This is a genomic window from Actinomycetota bacterium, from assembly GCA_030682655.1.
Taxonomy (GTDB): Bacteria; Actinomycetota; Coriobacteriia; order Anaerosomatales; family JAUXNU01; genus JAUXNU01.
This window is the reverse complement of record JAUXNU010000045.1, coordinates 1-13,271: the sequence shown is the minus strand read 5'-3', so window position 1 is coordinate 13,271 and position 13,271 is coordinate 1. Positions and strand designations below refer to the sequence as shown.

Annotated in this window: 16 protein-coding genes, 2 tRNA genes and 2 pseudogenes; 11 read left to right on the top strand and 9 right to left on the bottom strand. The window is 62.7% G+C overall.

Translation table 11 applies throughout. From position 1 onward, the window contains the following. Positions 1–19: 19 nt before the first annotated feature. On the bottom strand, positions 20–1,501 hold the full coding sequence (locus tag Q8K99_02375; GenBank protein ID MDP2181398.1) for a response regulator: 1,482 nt from the start codon (positions 1,499–1,501) through the stop codon (positions 20–22). Between the two features lie 120 nt (positions 1,502–1,621). Then, positions 1,622–1,697 (bottom strand) — tRNA-Asn (locus Q8K99_02370). A gap of 96 nt (positions 1,698–1,793) precedes the next feature. Between Q8K99_02370 and Q8K99_02365 the strand changes: the two genes are divergently transcribed. Further along, positions 1,794–1,868 (top strand) — tRNA-Ile (locus Q8K99_02365). 88 nt (positions 1,869–1,956) lie between these two features. Here Q8K99_02365 and Q8K99_02360 read toward each other — a convergent pair. Both Q8K99_02360 and Q8K99_02355 read right to left on the bottom strand, forming a co-directional pair. Continuing rightward, positions 1,957–3,171, bottom strand: coding sequence for a tyrosine-type recombinase/integrase (locus tag Q8K99_02360; GenBank protein MDP2181397.1), 1,215 nt, complete (start codon positions 3,169–3,171; stop codon positions 1,957–1,959). 2 nt (positions 3,172–3,173) lie between these two features. Next, positions 3,174–4,058, bottom strand: a complete 885-nt coding sequence (locus tag Q8K99_02355) for a hypothetical protein (protein MDP2181396.1) — start codon at positions 4,056–4,058, stop codon at positions 3,174–3,176. 80 nt (positions 4,059–4,138) lie between these two features. Between Q8K99_02355 and Q8K99_02350 the strand changes: the two genes are divergently transcribed. From Q8K99_02350 to Q8K99_02320, 7 genes are all read left to right on the top strand, one after another. Further along, a complete protein-coding gene (locus Q8K99_02350; protein ID MDP2181395.1) occupies positions 4,139–4,339 on the top strand; it encodes a helix-turn-helix transcriptional regulator in 201 nt (66 codons plus the stop codon). Next, positions 4,336–4,683 carry a hypothetical protein gene (locus tag Q8K99_02345; protein MDP2181394.1) on the top strand — a complete coding sequence of 116 codons (348 nt, stop codon included), beginning with the start codon at positions 4,336–4,338 and terminating at the stop codon, positions 4,681–4,683. The genes Q8K99_02350 and Q8K99_02345 overlap by 4 nt, the downstream gene beginning before the upstream one ends. Beyond that, positions 4,680–4,979, top strand: coding sequence for a hypothetical protein (locus tag Q8K99_02340; protein MDP2181393.1), 300 nt, complete (start codon positions 4,680–4,682; stop codon positions 4,977–4,979). Before Q8K99_02345 ends, Q8K99_02340 begins: the two co-directional genes overlap by 4 nt. After that, positions 4,976–5,188 carry a hypothetical protein gene (locus Q8K99_02335; GenBank protein MDP2181392.1) on the top strand — a complete coding sequence of 71 codons (213 nt, stop codon included), beginning with the start codon at positions 4,976–4,978 and terminating at the stop codon, positions 5,186–5,188. The genes Q8K99_02340 and Q8K99_02335 overlap by 4 nt, the downstream gene beginning before the upstream one ends. A 60-nt stretch (positions 5,189–5,248) precedes the next feature. Then, the gene (locus Q8K99_02330) at positions 5,249–6,169 is read left to right on the top strand and encodes a DUF3631 domain-containing protein (protein MDP2181391.1); all 921 of its coding nucleotides are present in this window, start codon (positions 5,249–5,251) and stop codon (positions 6,167–6,169) included. A gap of 153 nt (positions 6,170–6,322) precedes the next feature. Then, positions 6,323–6,499 (top strand): hypothetical protein, encoded by a 177-nt coding sequence (locus Q8K99_02325; GenBank protein MDP2181390.1) that lies wholly within the window; start codon positions 6,323–6,325, stop codon positions 6,497–6,499. Then, positions 6,496–7,392: a hypothetical protein gene (locus Q8K99_02320; protein ID MDP2181389.1), complete on the top strand. Its 897-nt coding sequence runs from the start codon at positions 6,496–6,498 to the stop codon at positions 7,390–7,392. The genes Q8K99_02325 and Q8K99_02320 overlap by 4 nt, the downstream gene beginning before the upstream one ends. Here the strand turns inward: Q8K99_02320 and Q8K99_02315 are convergent. Continuing rightward, positions 7,341–7,876: pseudogene (locus tag Q8K99_02315) on the bottom strand (helix-turn-helix domain-containing protein). The gene Q8K99_02320 and the pseudogene Q8K99_02315 overlap by 52 nt on opposite strands. Before the next feature lie 210 nt (positions 7,877–8,086). Here Q8K99_02315 and Q8K99_02310 point away from each other — a divergent pair. After that, positions 8,087–8,878 (top strand): type I restriction enzyme HsdR N-terminal domain-containing protein, encoded by a 792-nt coding sequence (locus Q8K99_02310; protein ID MDP2181388.1) that lies wholly within the window; start codon positions 8,087–8,089, stop codon positions 8,876–8,878. 67 nt (positions 8,879–8,945) lie between these two features. Here the strand turns inward: Q8K99_02310 and Q8K99_02305 are convergent. Next, positions 8,946–9,116: pseudogene (locus Q8K99_02305) on the bottom strand (helix-turn-helix transcriptional regulator). 172 nt (positions 9,117–9,288) lie between these two features. On the opposite strand from Q8K99_02305, the gene Q8K99_02300 reads away from it, so the two are divergent. Beyond that, entirely contained in the window at positions 9,289–9,912 is a 624-nt protein-coding gene (locus tag Q8K99_02300) for a DUF4352 domain-containing protein (protein MDP2181387.1), read from the top strand. A gap of 216 nt (positions 9,913–10,128) precedes the next feature. Continuing rightward, on the top strand, positions 10,129–10,689 hold the full coding sequence (locus Q8K99_02295; GenBank protein ID MDP2181386.1) for a hypothetical protein: 561 nt from the start codon (positions 10,129–10,131) through the stop codon (positions 10,687–10,689). Between the two features lie 267 nt (positions 10,690–10,956). Here the strand turns inward: Q8K99_02295 and Q8K99_02290 are convergent, their stop codons facing one another. From Q8K99_02290 to Q8K99_02280, 3 genes are all read right to left on the bottom strand, one after another. Further along, a complete protein-coding gene (locus Q8K99_02290; GenBank protein ID MDP2181385.1) occupies positions 10,957–11,328 on the bottom strand; it encodes a hypothetical protein in 372 nt (123 codons plus the stop codon). A gap of 343 nt (positions 11,329–11,671) precedes the next feature. After that, entirely contained in the window at positions 11,672–12,553 is an 882-nt protein-coding gene (locus Q8K99_02285; GenBank protein MDP2181384.1) for a carboxypeptidase regulatory-like domain-containing protein, read from the bottom strand. A gap of 9 nt (positions 12,554–12,562) precedes the next feature. Beyond that, a partial coding sequence (locus Q8K99_02280; GenBank protein ID MDP2181383.1) for a helix-turn-helix domain-containing protein occupies positions 12,563–13,271 on the bottom strand: 709 nt, incomplete at its 5' end.

Genomic DNA, 13,271 nt, shown 5'->3' with positions numbered 1-13,271 from the left:
CGGCGGATCCGGCCGGGTGCTACGCGAGTGTCGTCACCTGCAGGTCGTCGAGGCTGAGGCCGCGCGTCCGGAACCGCGTGACGCAGGCTCGCACGGCTTTTTCGTCGTAGCGGCTGCCCGCCCCGGATTCGATCTCCTCGAGGGCCGCGTCGATGCCGGAAGCGACCTTGTAGGGCCGGTGCGACGACATAGCCTCTACCACGTCCGCTACCGCGAGGATCCGCGAACCCAGCAGAATCGAGTCGCCTCGCAGCGCCCCCAGGTATCCCGAGCCGTCGAGCCGTTCGTGGTGCTGCACAACATAGGTAGCGATCGGCCAAGGAAACTCGATGGCCCCCAAGACATCGTAGGCGACCTCGGGATGCATCTTGACGATGCTGAACTCCACATCTGTGAGCCGCCTGGGCTTGGCGAGTATCTCGGCAGGTACGTAGACTTTCCCGATATCGTGAATCAGTCCTGCGACACGAATACCCTCAACGGCGTCCCCGGGTAGGCCCATTTCCTGCGCTATGCCCTCGGCGAGCGCTGCGACACGCTCCTGGTGGCCGGATGTGTACGGGTCACGCGCCTCGACGATCTTCGCGATGGCGTTGACCGTTCCCTCCATCATGTTCGAGAGGCGCTCGATCGTGGCCTCGAGGTCGTCTTTGGTCGCGTGCTGCAATGTGACGTCCGTGATGATGGCGAGGAGACCATCATCTCCCTCGCCGGGGAAAGGCGCAGCTGAGACGCTCACTTCGACCAGGTGGCCGTCCTTGGCGCGGAACTCCGTCTCGTGGCCGGAAACCGGTGCGTTGACGGCCTTGAGGAGCTGGATGCACTCAACGCCGGAAGGCTGCTCGATGAGCGGACAGGTTCGCCCGAGCAGCTCCTCGGACGACCAGCCGAACATCTTCTCCGCTGCAGGGTTCCACATGAGCACCTTCCCTGTGGCGCTGATCGTGATGATCCCAACGGGGGCCGTCTCGACTAGACGTGAGAGGTTGCCCTGGGTCTGCGCCAGGCTCTCGTTGGATGTTCGAAGCTCCTCGATCTGCTGTTCGAGCTTGTGGACGAGTCGCGTGTTGTATTCGCGGAGTATCTCGGACTCGTCCACCTCCGGGGTATGCGGCTCGATGACTCCCGTCTCAGCAAGCTGCAGGAGGCGCTCGAGTTCGTTCAGGAGTTTGTGCGGATCCATGGGTTTGATGAGGAAGCGGTCGGCCCCAAGGTTCTTGGCGAAGCGTTCGTCGCCGACGTCGGTGTAGTTGGCGGTGTAGAAGACGAAAGGGACCTGGGCGAGAGCTTCGTCCGCACGCCACTCGCGGCAGAGCTGGTAGCCGTCCATCGTGGGCATGAGGATGTCGCTCACGATGAGGTCCGGCGGCTCCTGTCGTGCGAGACGGAGCGCTTCGACGCCGTCCTCGGCCGGAACGGGTTCGTGGCCGACAGCGCGGAGCATTGCAGTCATCATGTAGCGGCTAGACTCGTCGTCATCGGCAACGATGACTCGCATCATGTAGCCCTTCGTGTGTCGTCCCGTGCTCCCCGTTTGTGTCCTACCCGCTATTGTAGCTGGGATAACGATGCTTGTGCGGCAAGCAAAGGACCACCGCATGGCGGTGGTCCTGAAGTCGCTTGGCTCCCCGGGTAGGACTCGAACCTACAACCCTCCGGTTAACAGCCGGATGCTCTGCCGATTGAGCTACCGAGGAGTGTTTTGTGCCTGCACAGGCTGTCAGGGCACGGTTGAGGATTATACGAGAGCTTGCGCTACACTACAACTCTGCGTTCTGCCGTCGACCCCGAGTGGGCCCGTAGCTCAACGGTGGAGCAGGGGACTCATAATCCCTTGGTTGCAGGTTCGAATCCTGCCGGGCCCACCACCATCTATCTGCGGGAACGTTCCCCCGGGAGCGTTCCCGTTCATCTACTCAGGCCTGAGATTCGCCCGAAATTCGCCATGTGGCACGTTCACAGCGCGTGAGCGGTTCCGTAGATAGCCGACGCGACCGTATCGGCGGCTTCCTGGTCCTGTTTCGGTAGGACGTGCGCGTAGACGTCCAGGGTGAAGCTGGCCTTGGTGTGACCGAGACGTTGCGAGACGACCTTGACCGGCATCCCGGCCGCGAGCGCGAGCGTCGCGTGGGTGTGTCGCAGGTCATGGAAGCGGCACGGTTTGGACAGGGGCCCGCTCTTCGGCTCCGGCTCCGGCGTCCTGCGTGTGGCCTTCGGCGTCGGCGGGTTCACTAGCCGCCCGAAGTGCCGAGAGACCGTGGACGGCCGTACAGGTTCGCCACAGGCGCTACAGATGACCAGATCGTTGCTAGCCCATCCCGGTCCCATCGCAAGGCGTTGCGCGGTCTGCGCGCGCTTGTGTTCGCGCAGGAACGCCACGGTTGGACTGGCAAGGGCGATGGTCCGCCGTCCGGCCTTGGTCTTGGGCCCTTTGAAATCGAGGCCGGTTCCCGCTGAGGACAGCTCGAGTACCGTCTGGTTGACCGTGAGGCGTCCGGCGTCGAGTGACACGTCCGACCATCGTAGACCCAGAATCTCGCCCAAGCGCATTCCGGTATCGAGTGCGAGGCGGACAGGGACCTCCAGGCTCGTGCCCGTCGCTGCGGCGATCAGGGTCGCTGCCTCTTCGCCGGTGAGGAAGCGCATCTCCCGATGCTCGGCCTCCGGCACGTCGGCGTCCTTGGCCGGGTTCGTCGCGATGAGGTGGGACTTGACCGCGTACTCAAGCGCCTGCTGTAGCGCGACGTGGCGATGATGCACGGTCGCTGCGCTGACGTGCTCCAGACTGGCTGCGTAGAAGGCTTCGATGTGCTCAGTGGTGAGCTTCTGGATGGGCCACGCGCCGAGCGATGGGATCACGCTGCCGTTCAGAAGGGACTTGTACCTCTCAAGCGTCCTTGGTGAGCCCTTCTGCCCGTTCTTCGCGGCCATAGCCGCGCTCTTTTTGTTCAGCCATGTGCGGCAAACGTCGGCGACCGTCGAGGATGAGCGCGCGACATACTCGCCACGCTGTATGTCCACGAGCAGCTGGGAACACAACGCCTCGGCCTGGTCGCGCGGGCCGTGGACGGTGTGACTCTCGCGCCGCCGCTTGCCCGTCATGGGATCGGGCTTGAGCTCGATAGTGACGATGTAGTGTTGCCTCGCGACCTTGCGGATTCGGTTGCTCATGACTACTCGCCCGCTTTCTTCTTCGCTCCGTTTAGGGACTTGATATACGCGCGGTATTCTTCTTCGGTCTTGATCCGCAACGGCGGACGCCGGGCGTTCCACACCTTCACGAGCGCGTCGTGTTCCCTGCGCCCGATGCCGTCCGACTCGACAGCGCTCTTGATCTCGTCGTCAGTTGCGTCCCAGAAATGGCGGACGGCGGAATCGTAGTACCAGGCAAGGCCCTGCTTGATCCCAGTGAGAGAGGCCTCGGCCCTGGCGAAGTCGCTCTGCATGGCTGCGGAATCCCGGTAGCACCAGTTGGGATGGACTTTGTTCCAGCGGTCCAGACGGCCGCGCCATGACTCATCGGGAGTGCTGTCCAGACACACGAAGCGCACGAGCGTGAGCTTGCGCTCCCCTAGGGGCCGAGACGGCCGAACCCAGCCTTTCGATCTCAGGTCGGGCCACATCTGTGTGATCTCGCGGAAGAGGGCTTGCCGTGAGAGTCGGGAGTCGAAGGTGATCGAGACAAGCCTTGCAGAGCCCAATCCGACCCTCGATACCCACATGCTCAAGCCCTCCGCTGCTAGAGGCGGCGGCACCTCATCCCCGATCGCTTTCCCTAAGTCCGCCAGCAGCTCCCATCGGCCGTCTCTCTTGCCAGAGCCGTCATGCGGTCTCTTCACGCGGCCCAGGTCCGTGGGGCTATCGGACGGCCTCCTTAGGCGGGAGACAAACTTCACGGCATCACCGAGCGTCTTCTCGCGGAGGTATAAGTTGCCCGCTGCCTGCGTGTACTCCTCCAAGTAGCCCTCCTGCGTGACGAGGCTACGCTCCAGGTCTGACAGATGACCGCAGTCCCTCGCTAGGTCGCGTAATAGGGCGTCCTCTTTAGGCTTTGGCATTTAGCATCCCTTTCAACGGCTGTTACACTAGTATGTGCCAAGAAACAGACGCAAGCAAGTTTCAAAGGAAGGAGGCCGCGATGCTACTGATTGAGAAACTGCTCGCCGACCGTGAGATGAGGCAGAATGCGCTCGCCCGCGCGGCTGGGATGAGCCCCGCAACCGTCTCGTTGATCATCTCGGGGCGTCTGCTTCCATACGACAAGCAGCTCGTCGCTATGGCACAGGCGGTCTCGTACAAAGGGCAGCCCGCAGACCTGATCGAGCAGGTGGACGGATGAACGCGCCGACGATCATCGTCCTCGGTCGGCGCCTACGGCCGCTGGAGCCGGTCAGTACGATTGCCGAACTCCTGTCGATGGGCAGGGGCGCCGCCTTCCGTGCGTGCCGAGACTGGCCCACCACCGGCACACCCGGAGCTCGCAAGGTTGTCGTTCCTGCGCTCTTGACCCGTCTGGAAATCCCGTTCGAAGTCGAGACCGCCGACGAGGTTCTCGTGACGCATGGCGGACGCATGGCGGATTCGTGTGCTGAACACTCTGTCTGCGGCGACGGTTCCGCAGGTGAAGGCCCTAGCGACGAGTGCTGTCCAAGGGATTCGCGGTCCGTTGCGCGGTCCCAATGAGCATGGCGACGCTCTTTCCGAGGCGCATCGGCGACTACCAGTTGCCGGAGGGTGTGCGGACCGAGGAGGACTACTTGTGCGCTACCGGGCGCGATCTTGAAAGCAAACAGGCCGTCGAGTTGTTCGCGGAGGAACAGAGGTTGCGCCGGGCGATCGGCATGGCGACCGGCCGGCGTGCATACGTCCTGGCGCCCGGCACGACAACTGGCTCCATACCCGTCGACGCGTGGCTGCGCTGGCGACTTCGCGCGGTCCGGGACGAATCTGCACGGCGGCGGGCCGGGCGGACAGCATGATCGACGAGCGAATCCCCTTCGATGACGTCGAGGTGCTCGACTGGACGGATGACGCCGACGTGCCCGATGAGCCGATCCGCGTTCCTGACGGAGCGGCCCTACTCGAGGAGCTGCATGTTGCGCTAGGCCGGTATGTGGCGTTCCCAAGTTGTGAAGCACATGATGCGATGACCGCATGGATCGCGGCGACGCACGCGCAGAGGGCATGAGAGCACGCTCCCAGGGCGGCGGTTGTCAGCCCGGAGAAGCGGTGCGGGAAGTCCCGCTTCATGGACATCGCGGAAGCCACCTGCCGTCGGCCGCTCATCACGACGAACTGCTCTCCGGCCGCGCTCGTGCGTTCCATCACTGTGGATGACCCGCCTACGGTCCTCATCGACGAGGCGGACGTCGTGTTCGGGAGCCGCCGTGTCAGCGACACCGGCGAGGACCTGAGAGGCATCATAAACGCCGGGCATCAGCGCAACCGCCCGTATGTGCGCTGGGACATGACCACCCGGACCCGCGAGGACTGTCCCACGTTCGCCATGGCGATGCTCGCCAGCATCGGCGACCTGCCCGACACGATCATGGACCGCGCGATCGTCGTGCGAATGCGTCGCCGTGGTCCGGGTGAGCAGCTCTCGCCGTACCGCACACGCCGCGACGGTCCCGCTCTCCACAGAATATCGGAACGCCTCACGGCTTGGGCCGATGCCCACATGAGCGAGCTGGAGAAGGCCGAACCGCACATGCCGGTCGAGGACCGGGCAGCGGACACATGGGAGCCTCTCGTCGCGATCTGCGACCTCGCAGGCGGCGTGTGGCCGGGGCGCATCCGCAACGCCTGCATGGTGCTCGTCGCCTTCGCGGACTCCGCACTCGTCGACGGGTCGCTCGGACAGAAACTCATAGCCGATGTCCACGACGTCTTCGAGTCATCGGTGAGCACGTTCCTCACGTCACGCGAGATGGTGGAGCGCCTGTGTGCGCTGGACGAATCCCCTTGGGGCGATCTCCAGTTGAGCATGAACCGACTCGCGCGGCGGTTGCAGCCCTACGGCATCCGTCCCCGGCAGGACCAGTCGAAGGCGGTGCGCGGCTACCACCGGGGCGACTTCGCCGACGCATTCACGCGCTACCTACCGTCCCAGACCGTCCAACTGTCCGTAACGCCGGATGACCTGCGGGAACAGGCGGACAGATCATGAGGATGCAACTGTCCGGGCAACTGTCCCGTTCATCGGCCGGACACTTCGGAGGACACCTTGGAAATCGCAAGTGTCCGAGCATATGTGCAGGTCAGAGCCCCTGCGGGACAGTTGGACAGTCTGGGACGGTTGTGGTTGACGAGAGGAGGAGTGATGACCGATGAGAAGCACTTGAAAGAGCAAGAGGAGAAGAAGGATCTGGCCGCGTTCTCCCGTGGCCTGGGACTTCCCGATGAACCCGATGAACCCGATGAGCCCGAGTCCGGCGATGCCCTGTTGAGAGCGCTTCGGGCGGGGCTTCGGACTTCCGAGAGTGAGGAGCGATCATGAGCGACACCTACACCATCAGCACACTGTATGACCGACTGACCGCGCGGGGGTTCAAGCCCTCCAAGGACGCGCAGCGCATCTATGGGGCGATGACGACGTGCCGCACGCCCGACGCGATCCTCGGTGATGCCCGGTCCGAGCTAAGAGCCGCGCTGCTTGCAGGCGACCAGGACGCGACAGACGCCGCGCAGGCCGCCGTGAGCGCCGCCTCGAACGTCCGCGCAAGCTGGGAGAGTTTCGAGGCCATGCGCCGCGAGTACGCGGATGAGCTCTCCGGCGTCATCGGCGAACCCGCGTTCACGTTCGTGAGGGGCCTCTACGACGCGGCGGGAAGCGCGCTCACCGCGGCGCTCGCGACCGTCGACCCCGACACGGCGCCCGATACGGTGATGGTCGATGGAAGCAAGGCCGAGCGCGAGGCGTGGGTGAGCGTTCCCGGCATCGTGGCCGAGCTGGACGATCTCGCCGTGCTCCTGGGAGATGTCGTGAAGCGTATGGGCCGTTCAAGCTACTGCCAGAACTACCGCAGCGTGAAGGACGTGAAGTACGTCGCCTACCCGCTCGGACTGTTCGTGACCGTGGGCAGCGCTCATCCTCGACGGTTGGCCGAGGCGTGGTGCTGGACCTATCAGCCGCCGAGGCATGTCAACCCGACGCCGCCCACCCCGCTCGACACGATCAGCGGCGGGCGTGGCGGCAAATGGGCCGCGCTGGTGCGCCTGGGCGGCGTGCTCGCGTCTCCCTGCGAGAGTCTCGCCACGTATGCGCCGTTCGATCTTGCGCCCCTGACCCGTGGAGTCAGCGGCGTGATCGACCCGCACGACGGGCCCGCGCAAATGGCCGCATACAAGAGACACGTCGCCGTGGCCGTGTCGACGACGTTGAGCCCGTAGAAGCGTATCGGCCCCTTGAGATAGCACGGGCCGACCAGATCCGCTTGGTGGGTCTGGTTCGGCAGCAGCGCCGGAAGTCTGGGATAGGGTGTTCCCTTGGCCTCATACCTTCCGGTCCGGCGATGGGTCAGCTCATTCCGGCTCAAGATGCGACCGATGGTCCGCAACGAGGGCAGAGGCGCGACCCGAGATCCTCCAGCTCCCAGAGGATCGCCTGTGCGCCGCAGAACAAGTCCTGGTTGTAGAGACTGAGGCGCACCATCTTGACGATCTCCTCGATCTCCATGGACGTGCGGGAACCCGCGGCAAGCGGCCGGCGGGACCGGCTCTCGCTCCATGAGTCGTCATCCCCTGTGCAACGTGAGACCCACTTGTAGAGCCATGCTCTGGACCGGCCGAGCGAAACGCAGATTGATTCCGGATTCTCGCCATCACGAAAGCGCTGAACTGCCAGGACTCGTTGTCGCCGGGCTCCATCCATCATGAACACCTCTCGATCGGGTTGGATGTTCAACAGGATGACGAGATGACTATTCGATTGTCAGAGAGCGGTGTCCACGATGTCGTGGCACATCTTCTTGTCCACGATGTGTTGGCACTCAACACATAGTGACTAGGTAAGACACTTGTGACCTCGGTGCCGGGGTCTTCGGCTACACTCGGTGTGAAGGCAGTCGTTCGGAGGGGGACTCTGATGGCGGTTTACCAGGACAAGGCGCGCGAGCGCGTCGCGAAGGGGATTCGTAGGTTCAAGATTGTCGCGCAGAAAGCTCGGGCGAACGGTGCCAAGGAGAGCGACACCCGCATGATTGTCTCTTCGATGGTGAGCGACGCTCTCGGCTGGGACGCCTTCGACAACCTCACTGGTGAGTACCGCATCAAGGGCAGTTTCGCCGACTTCGTTATCCGGAAGGATGGCAAGCATTTCGTCATCATTGAAGTGAAGGCGGTTTCCTCGCGTCTCAACGACAACCATCTCTACCAAGCGGTTTCCTACGCCGCCAGCGAGGGCGTCGAATGGGTCATCCTCACCAACGGCGCTGAGTGGCAGCTGTATCGCGTCCTCTTCAACAAGCCGGTCGAGCATGAGCTGGTCTTCGAGGTCAGCCTCCTCGATGAGGACCAGAAGCCCAAGGACAAGGTGGACTACTTGTACTTGCTCACCCCGGAGGCGCAGCGTAAGGACGAACTCGAGATGTTCTATCAGCGCAAGCGTGCGCTGGCGGCCAGCAACATCGCCAAGCTCATTCTCACGGAGTCGGTGCTCACCAAGTTGCGCGCAGAGATCAAGTCGGACTCGGGCAACCGCGTCGCGTTGGATGAGCTCGCGGAGATGCTCGTTGCCTGCGTGATCCGCCCCGATGCGCAGGGTGACCATGTAGACAAGCAGCTGAAGCGGGTTCAGCGTGCGGCAAAGGTGCCACACAAGTTGGCCGCCGAAGCCAAGCACAAGCAGGAGATACGGCGCCTGGGCGGCATCGCGTAGGACGCGACATGAGAGACGAGAGAGGTCCAAGGGCAACGCGCCCAACGCGCCCAACGCTGCCGCTGACCTCTATTTCGAGGGCGGCAGCGAGGCGTTCCAGCGTCTTGATGGTCGCGTTGCGCCGCCCGGCCTCGCAGCTGCTTACGTATGTCCGGTCAAGTCCGGCGAGGTGAGCTAATTGCTCCTGCGACAGACCCCTCTCCTGGCGCAAGGCGCGCAGTCGCCGCCCGAAAGCCATGCAGCGAGGGTCTGGCGTCAGTTTCTCCATGCCAGAAGTGAAGATGGGTGCTGACCATAGGTCTACGGACTATGCGTCACGTATCGGTTCGGCTAACATCGACCGCAGTTGACGCATAGTCGACATTCAGGGGGCACAGACGTCACATCCGATTTGTCGCGAGGGAGGCGTAATGGCGGAAGAGACCGTTGGAAAGCCCAAGAAGCCGTTCTACAAGAAGTGGTGGTTCTGGCTCATCGTTGTAATCGTCGTGGCAGCGGCTGCATCAGGTGGCGGTGGCGGCGGCACCGAGACCGCAAAGGCTCCACAGTCCTCCGAGTCGACGGCAACTGAGACCGAAGGCGCCGCGACCGAGGACGGCAAAGCGGAAGAGGCGCCCGCCTTGCCCAAGGTCGGCGACAAGTACACGACGGAGAAGTTCGAGATCTCCATCATCTCGGTCGAGACGAAGGAGAAGGTGGGCTCAGAGTTCTTCGAGGAGAAGCCTGCTGAGGGCGGGGAGTATGTTGCGGTGCGATGGAAGTACAAGAACATCTCCAAGGAGCCCATCGGGATGTTCTCGACTCCGTCGCTCAAGCTCCTGAACCCTGACGACGTCAAGTTCGACGCCGACATCGGTGCATCGAGCGCATACGCAACGGAACTGGACTTGACGGCGAAGATCGTCAGCGACCTCAACCCGGGTATCACGGTCGAGGACGCGCAGGTGTTTGAGGTTGAGAAGGGCTCGTTCGACAAGGCCACTTGGCAGGTTCTTGTCGATGCGGATAAAGACGTGACGTTTGCGCTGAAATAGTCGCCAGTGTGTTCGCTTGCGGGAGCCCCTCGACCGACCTCGAGGGGCTCCCCTGCACCCCGACTTCACGGTTGATGCAGGTGCCCCTAACCATGAGATCGAGCGGACAACGCTTCGCGTTGCCGCTCATCTCAAACACGTTAGGCCTGGAGTCGCTGACGTGACACGGGATACCGGTACTTCGGCTGGTGGGCGATGCGTTCGACAGGGGGCGGGATGAGCAAGAACATCAAGATAGCGATTGCTGCTGCTGTAATCGGGGTGGTGCTGCTGTGCGGATGCGCACTTTGCAGCACCTTGCTCTTCTCGCTAGGTGGCGACTCGACCGCCGAGCAGGAGGCCGTGATTCCCCCGCCATCGGGGGACCCGACGCGCCCTGCTGACGATTCCACGAACAACCCGTCGACTCAGCCCGTGCCGGACGAACCAACGCCACAGGCGGAGCCCAATAGCGAACTCGCGAAGCGTACTGAAGAAGCTGCCCTAGAGGCCTTCGGGGTCGATTCGTTCACCGAGCTGCTTGGGGCAGAGGGTATGGAGGGCAGTCTTGTTCCCTACATCAGCGGCTTTGAGGTCGTGGGAGGGGACACGGTTCAGGTGACGGTCCAACTGACACGAAACGACGTGGCTAGGGAAGAGCTCGAGCGCACGGCGTTTACCATTCATTCGCTAACCGGCGAGCAGGTTGAAGACCTCAATAGGGTCGAGGTTTGGACAGCGGATCGTGAGCTGTATGGAGTCAGCAACAGACGCGATGTACCTCTGCTGAATCGGTGACACGTCAGTGAGTCTAACGGCTCAGGCCTGACAAGCGCTTCCACACAGACGGCGCGGCCATGCGGCGGTATCCTGAGACGACAGCGCAGTGAAGGGCCGCGCCGCTGGTGAAGCGTAAGAACGTTTGACGGAGAATCAAATCCTGAGGGGGATGCTGTGAAATTGGGATCTTGTGACACAAGATCCCCTTTTCTGTGCCGAGAACAGGTCCGTACCGTTACCCCAGGAACCCCGTGCTGCACCTGCCCTCCGGCGATTCGGCTTTCGTCATTCCGCGCCAGAGATGATTGCCTCTGCCGCCTGCAGTCGCGCTTCCTGCTCCCTGTTAGCCGCATTGATCTCCTGTTGCGCTTCGTTGTGTCGTCCGTTGCGCGCTGCACTGATGGATGATCTAAGGTGCCGAGCTTCTCCCAGCAGATGAGTGTGATAGTCGGCGAACAGGGCAGGCGGGCGAGTCTCACTCAGCTCGCCGTATAGCACGTCTACTCTCGTCTCGACTGCCGCCAGGTCGAAGAATCTCCCGGTCGCCAAGGCGGCAACAGTGGATAGACGGGCATCTCGGAGCACGGCAGCCGCAGCATCGGCCTGCGTCGCGTAGGCGACTGCGCTCTGTTGTTCGCGCCGTTCGCCAATGAACACCACTGCCCTCCACGCTCCAAGCCCAAGGACAGCGACAAGGACCGCGGCGACGATAGCGATTGTACGTCGGGACCATCGTCGGCCGGGACTCGGCGACTCGCAAGGGGTCGCCACGGAATCCACATGCACGACCTCGACTGGGGGGAGCGGCCCACCGGCTGGCGCTGGTTGTGCAGTGTATTCTCCACGGATACAAGATCGTGCGTGACCGTTCACGCAACCGCCATCCTTGCCGATCCAAACGTACTTGTCGCACTCGCTGCAGTGACCCGCGTTCGGCATCGCCCCCCCTCTCATGGTCGAATCATCCCGACGGCGTGAACGCCGCCAACCTGCTCTAGAACTACTTCGCGTGCACGATGTACCACAGCCCGTCGAGCTTCACCCAGTGCTGATTGCCGTTGTTGGTGATGACCTGACCGTAGTCGCTGTACTCCGTACCAGTAACCTGATACTCGATGCTTCGGTCAATCTCGGCGACGTTCTTGTATGTCTTGTTCGTAAGCTGGGACTTCCAGCTCTTCAGCATTCGCACATTCCCGAGAGCGATCGACTTCATGTCGAGCCCTGACCGAGCTTTGGTCCATTCCTTCAGGGTGAGCAGCTTCCGCTCGTCTGGGTGGATGTAGGAGTACGCGACCTTGTTCCGATGGAACTTCCCTGCTTCGAGGAATCGCCTGTACGTCTCGAGAGGAGTAAGAGATAGCTCGACCTTCACTGTGGACTCGCCAGGCTCAAGTGTCACCGTCGCCTCGTGCGTCTCGTGGCCGTCAGCCGCTACCGTCAGAACGTGGACTCCTGGAGCAACACGTCTGAAGGCTGCTGGTGTGCTGGTTGTCTCGATCCCGTCCAGCGTCACGGTCATCGTCGCTATCTCAGCTGGCTCGAGGGCCTTCTCTTTCACCTCGACCGTCAGCACATAATCGGGAATCTTGAGAGTCAGGGACTGGTTGCCCTTCTGGAGATCCGTGCTGAACTCGTATGGCGGGAAGCCCTCGACCTCGACCGTTCCCGTGATGTCCTGGCGCTTCAGACCTTCGAAGGTGAAGGCTCCCGTGCCGTCTGTGGTTGAGGTAGAGTCCGCAACCTTCACCACGGCGCCAGCGATTGGCTCCCCCGTTGAAGCACTCACGACCTTGCCCTCGAGACGCGAGGTGCAGCCAGTCAAACCTATCGCAGCCGGCAGGACTAGCGCTACAACACACAAACGAATGAAGCGTCCCATTTGCCCCCCTCAGATGGTTGCCACCTCGCAGTCTATCCTGTTCCGAAACGGGTGGCTCGCAATCCGCACAGTAAGACTTTGGACAGACACGGGCAAGACGACTCCCGTGTCGTGTGCTCGGGGCCGCTCTCTCCGAACCCTCGGGAGGCGGCGCCCGGTGTCGTGACATACCACCACGGTCAGATAGCGATGGCCTCTCCGGTAGCTGGTCTCGTCGATACCTATCCGGCTCAGGCCGTCGAGCAGGTCGATGTCGGCCCTGCGTTCATCCACGACTCGCCTCAGGCACCGCCCGACGGTCCTCCAGGAGATCCGCATCAGCGCACCGACCGCACTCTGGCTCGTATTCGTCGAGAGCCAGGCGACCTGGTCCTCGAAGTTGTGCGTGAACCCCGAGCCGGTCCGCGCCCAGGTGACCCGTGCGATCACCACCCCGTGCCTGGGGCAGCGCACTCGCGGAGCCTCGGCTTCGAGCCAGACCATGACCGTGCCGAAGTCCATCACGCGCCAGCGGCGACGTCCCCGCCCGTTGTCATGTCCGCAGCACCGTCGTCCGCACCGGCTGCAACGCCTTTGTTGGCGCTTGTGGAGCCGCACCTTGATCACCACGTCGTCGCCCTCGAAGTCAAAGCCCTCGATCACGACTTTCTCGACACCCAATATCCGCTTCAATAGACTGGCTGTGCGCACGTCGTCCTCCATGGCTCGGTTTCCTGAC

What these genes read in the sequence shown, in the direction of transcription:
- Q8K99_02375 (MDP2181398.1), bottom strand. Translation starts at nt 1,501, where the DNA reads ATGATGCGAGTCATCGTTGCCGATGACGACGAGTCTAGCCGCTACATG.
- Q8K99_02360 (MDP2181397.1), bottom strand. Translation starts at nt 3,171, where the DNA reads ATGAGCAACCGAATCCGCAAGGTCGCGAGGCAACACTACATCGTCACT.
- Q8K99_02355 (MDP2181396.1), bottom strand. Translation starts at nt 4,058, where the DNA reads ATGCCAAAGCCTAAAGAGGACGCCCTATTACGCGACCTAGCGAGGGAC.
- Q8K99_02350 (MDP2181395.1), top strand. Translation starts at nt 4,139, where the DNA reads ATGCTACTGATTGAGAAACTGCTCGCCGACCGTGAGATGAGGCAGAAT.
- Q8K99_02345 (MDP2181394.1), top strand. Translation starts at nt 4,336, where the DNA reads ATGAACGCGCCGACGATCATCGTCCTCGGTCGGCGCCTACGGCCGCTG.
- Q8K99_02340 (MDP2181393.1), top strand. Translation starts at nt 4,680, where the DNA reads ATGAGCATGGCGACGCTCTTTCCGAGGCGCATCGGCGACTACCAGTTG.
- Q8K99_02335 (MDP2181392.1), top strand. Translation starts at nt 4,976, where the DNA reads ATGATCGACGAGCGAATCCCCTTCGATGACGTCGAGGTGCTCGACTGG.
- Q8K99_02330 (MDP2181391.1), top strand. Translation starts at nt 5,249, where the DNA reads ATGGACATCGCGGAAGCCACCTGCCGTCGGCCGCTCATCACGACGAAC.
- Q8K99_02325 (MDP2181390.1), top strand. Translation starts at nt 6,323, where the DNA reads ATGACCGATGAGAAGCACTTGAAAGAGCAAGAGGAGAAGAAGGATCTG.
- Q8K99_02320 (MDP2181389.1), top strand. Translation starts at nt 6,496, where the DNA reads ATGAGCGACACCTACACCATCAGCACACTGTATGACCGACTGACCGCG.
- Q8K99_02310 (MDP2181388.1), top strand. Translation starts at nt 8,087, where the DNA reads ATGGCGGTTTACCAGGACAAGGCGCGCGAGCGCGTCGCGAAGGGGATT.
- Q8K99_02300 (MDP2181387.1), top strand. Translation starts at nt 9,289, where the DNA reads ATGGCGGAAGAGACCGTTGGAAAGCCCAAGAAGCCGTTCTACAAGAAG.
- Q8K99_02295 (MDP2181386.1), top strand. Translation starts at nt 10,129, where the DNA reads ATGAGCAAGAACATCAAGATAGCGATTGCTGCTGCTGTAATCGGGGTG.
- Q8K99_02285 (MDP2181384.1), bottom strand. Translation starts at nt 12,553, where the DNA reads ATGGGACGCTTCATTCGTTTGTGTGTTGTAGCGCTAGTCCTGCCGGCT.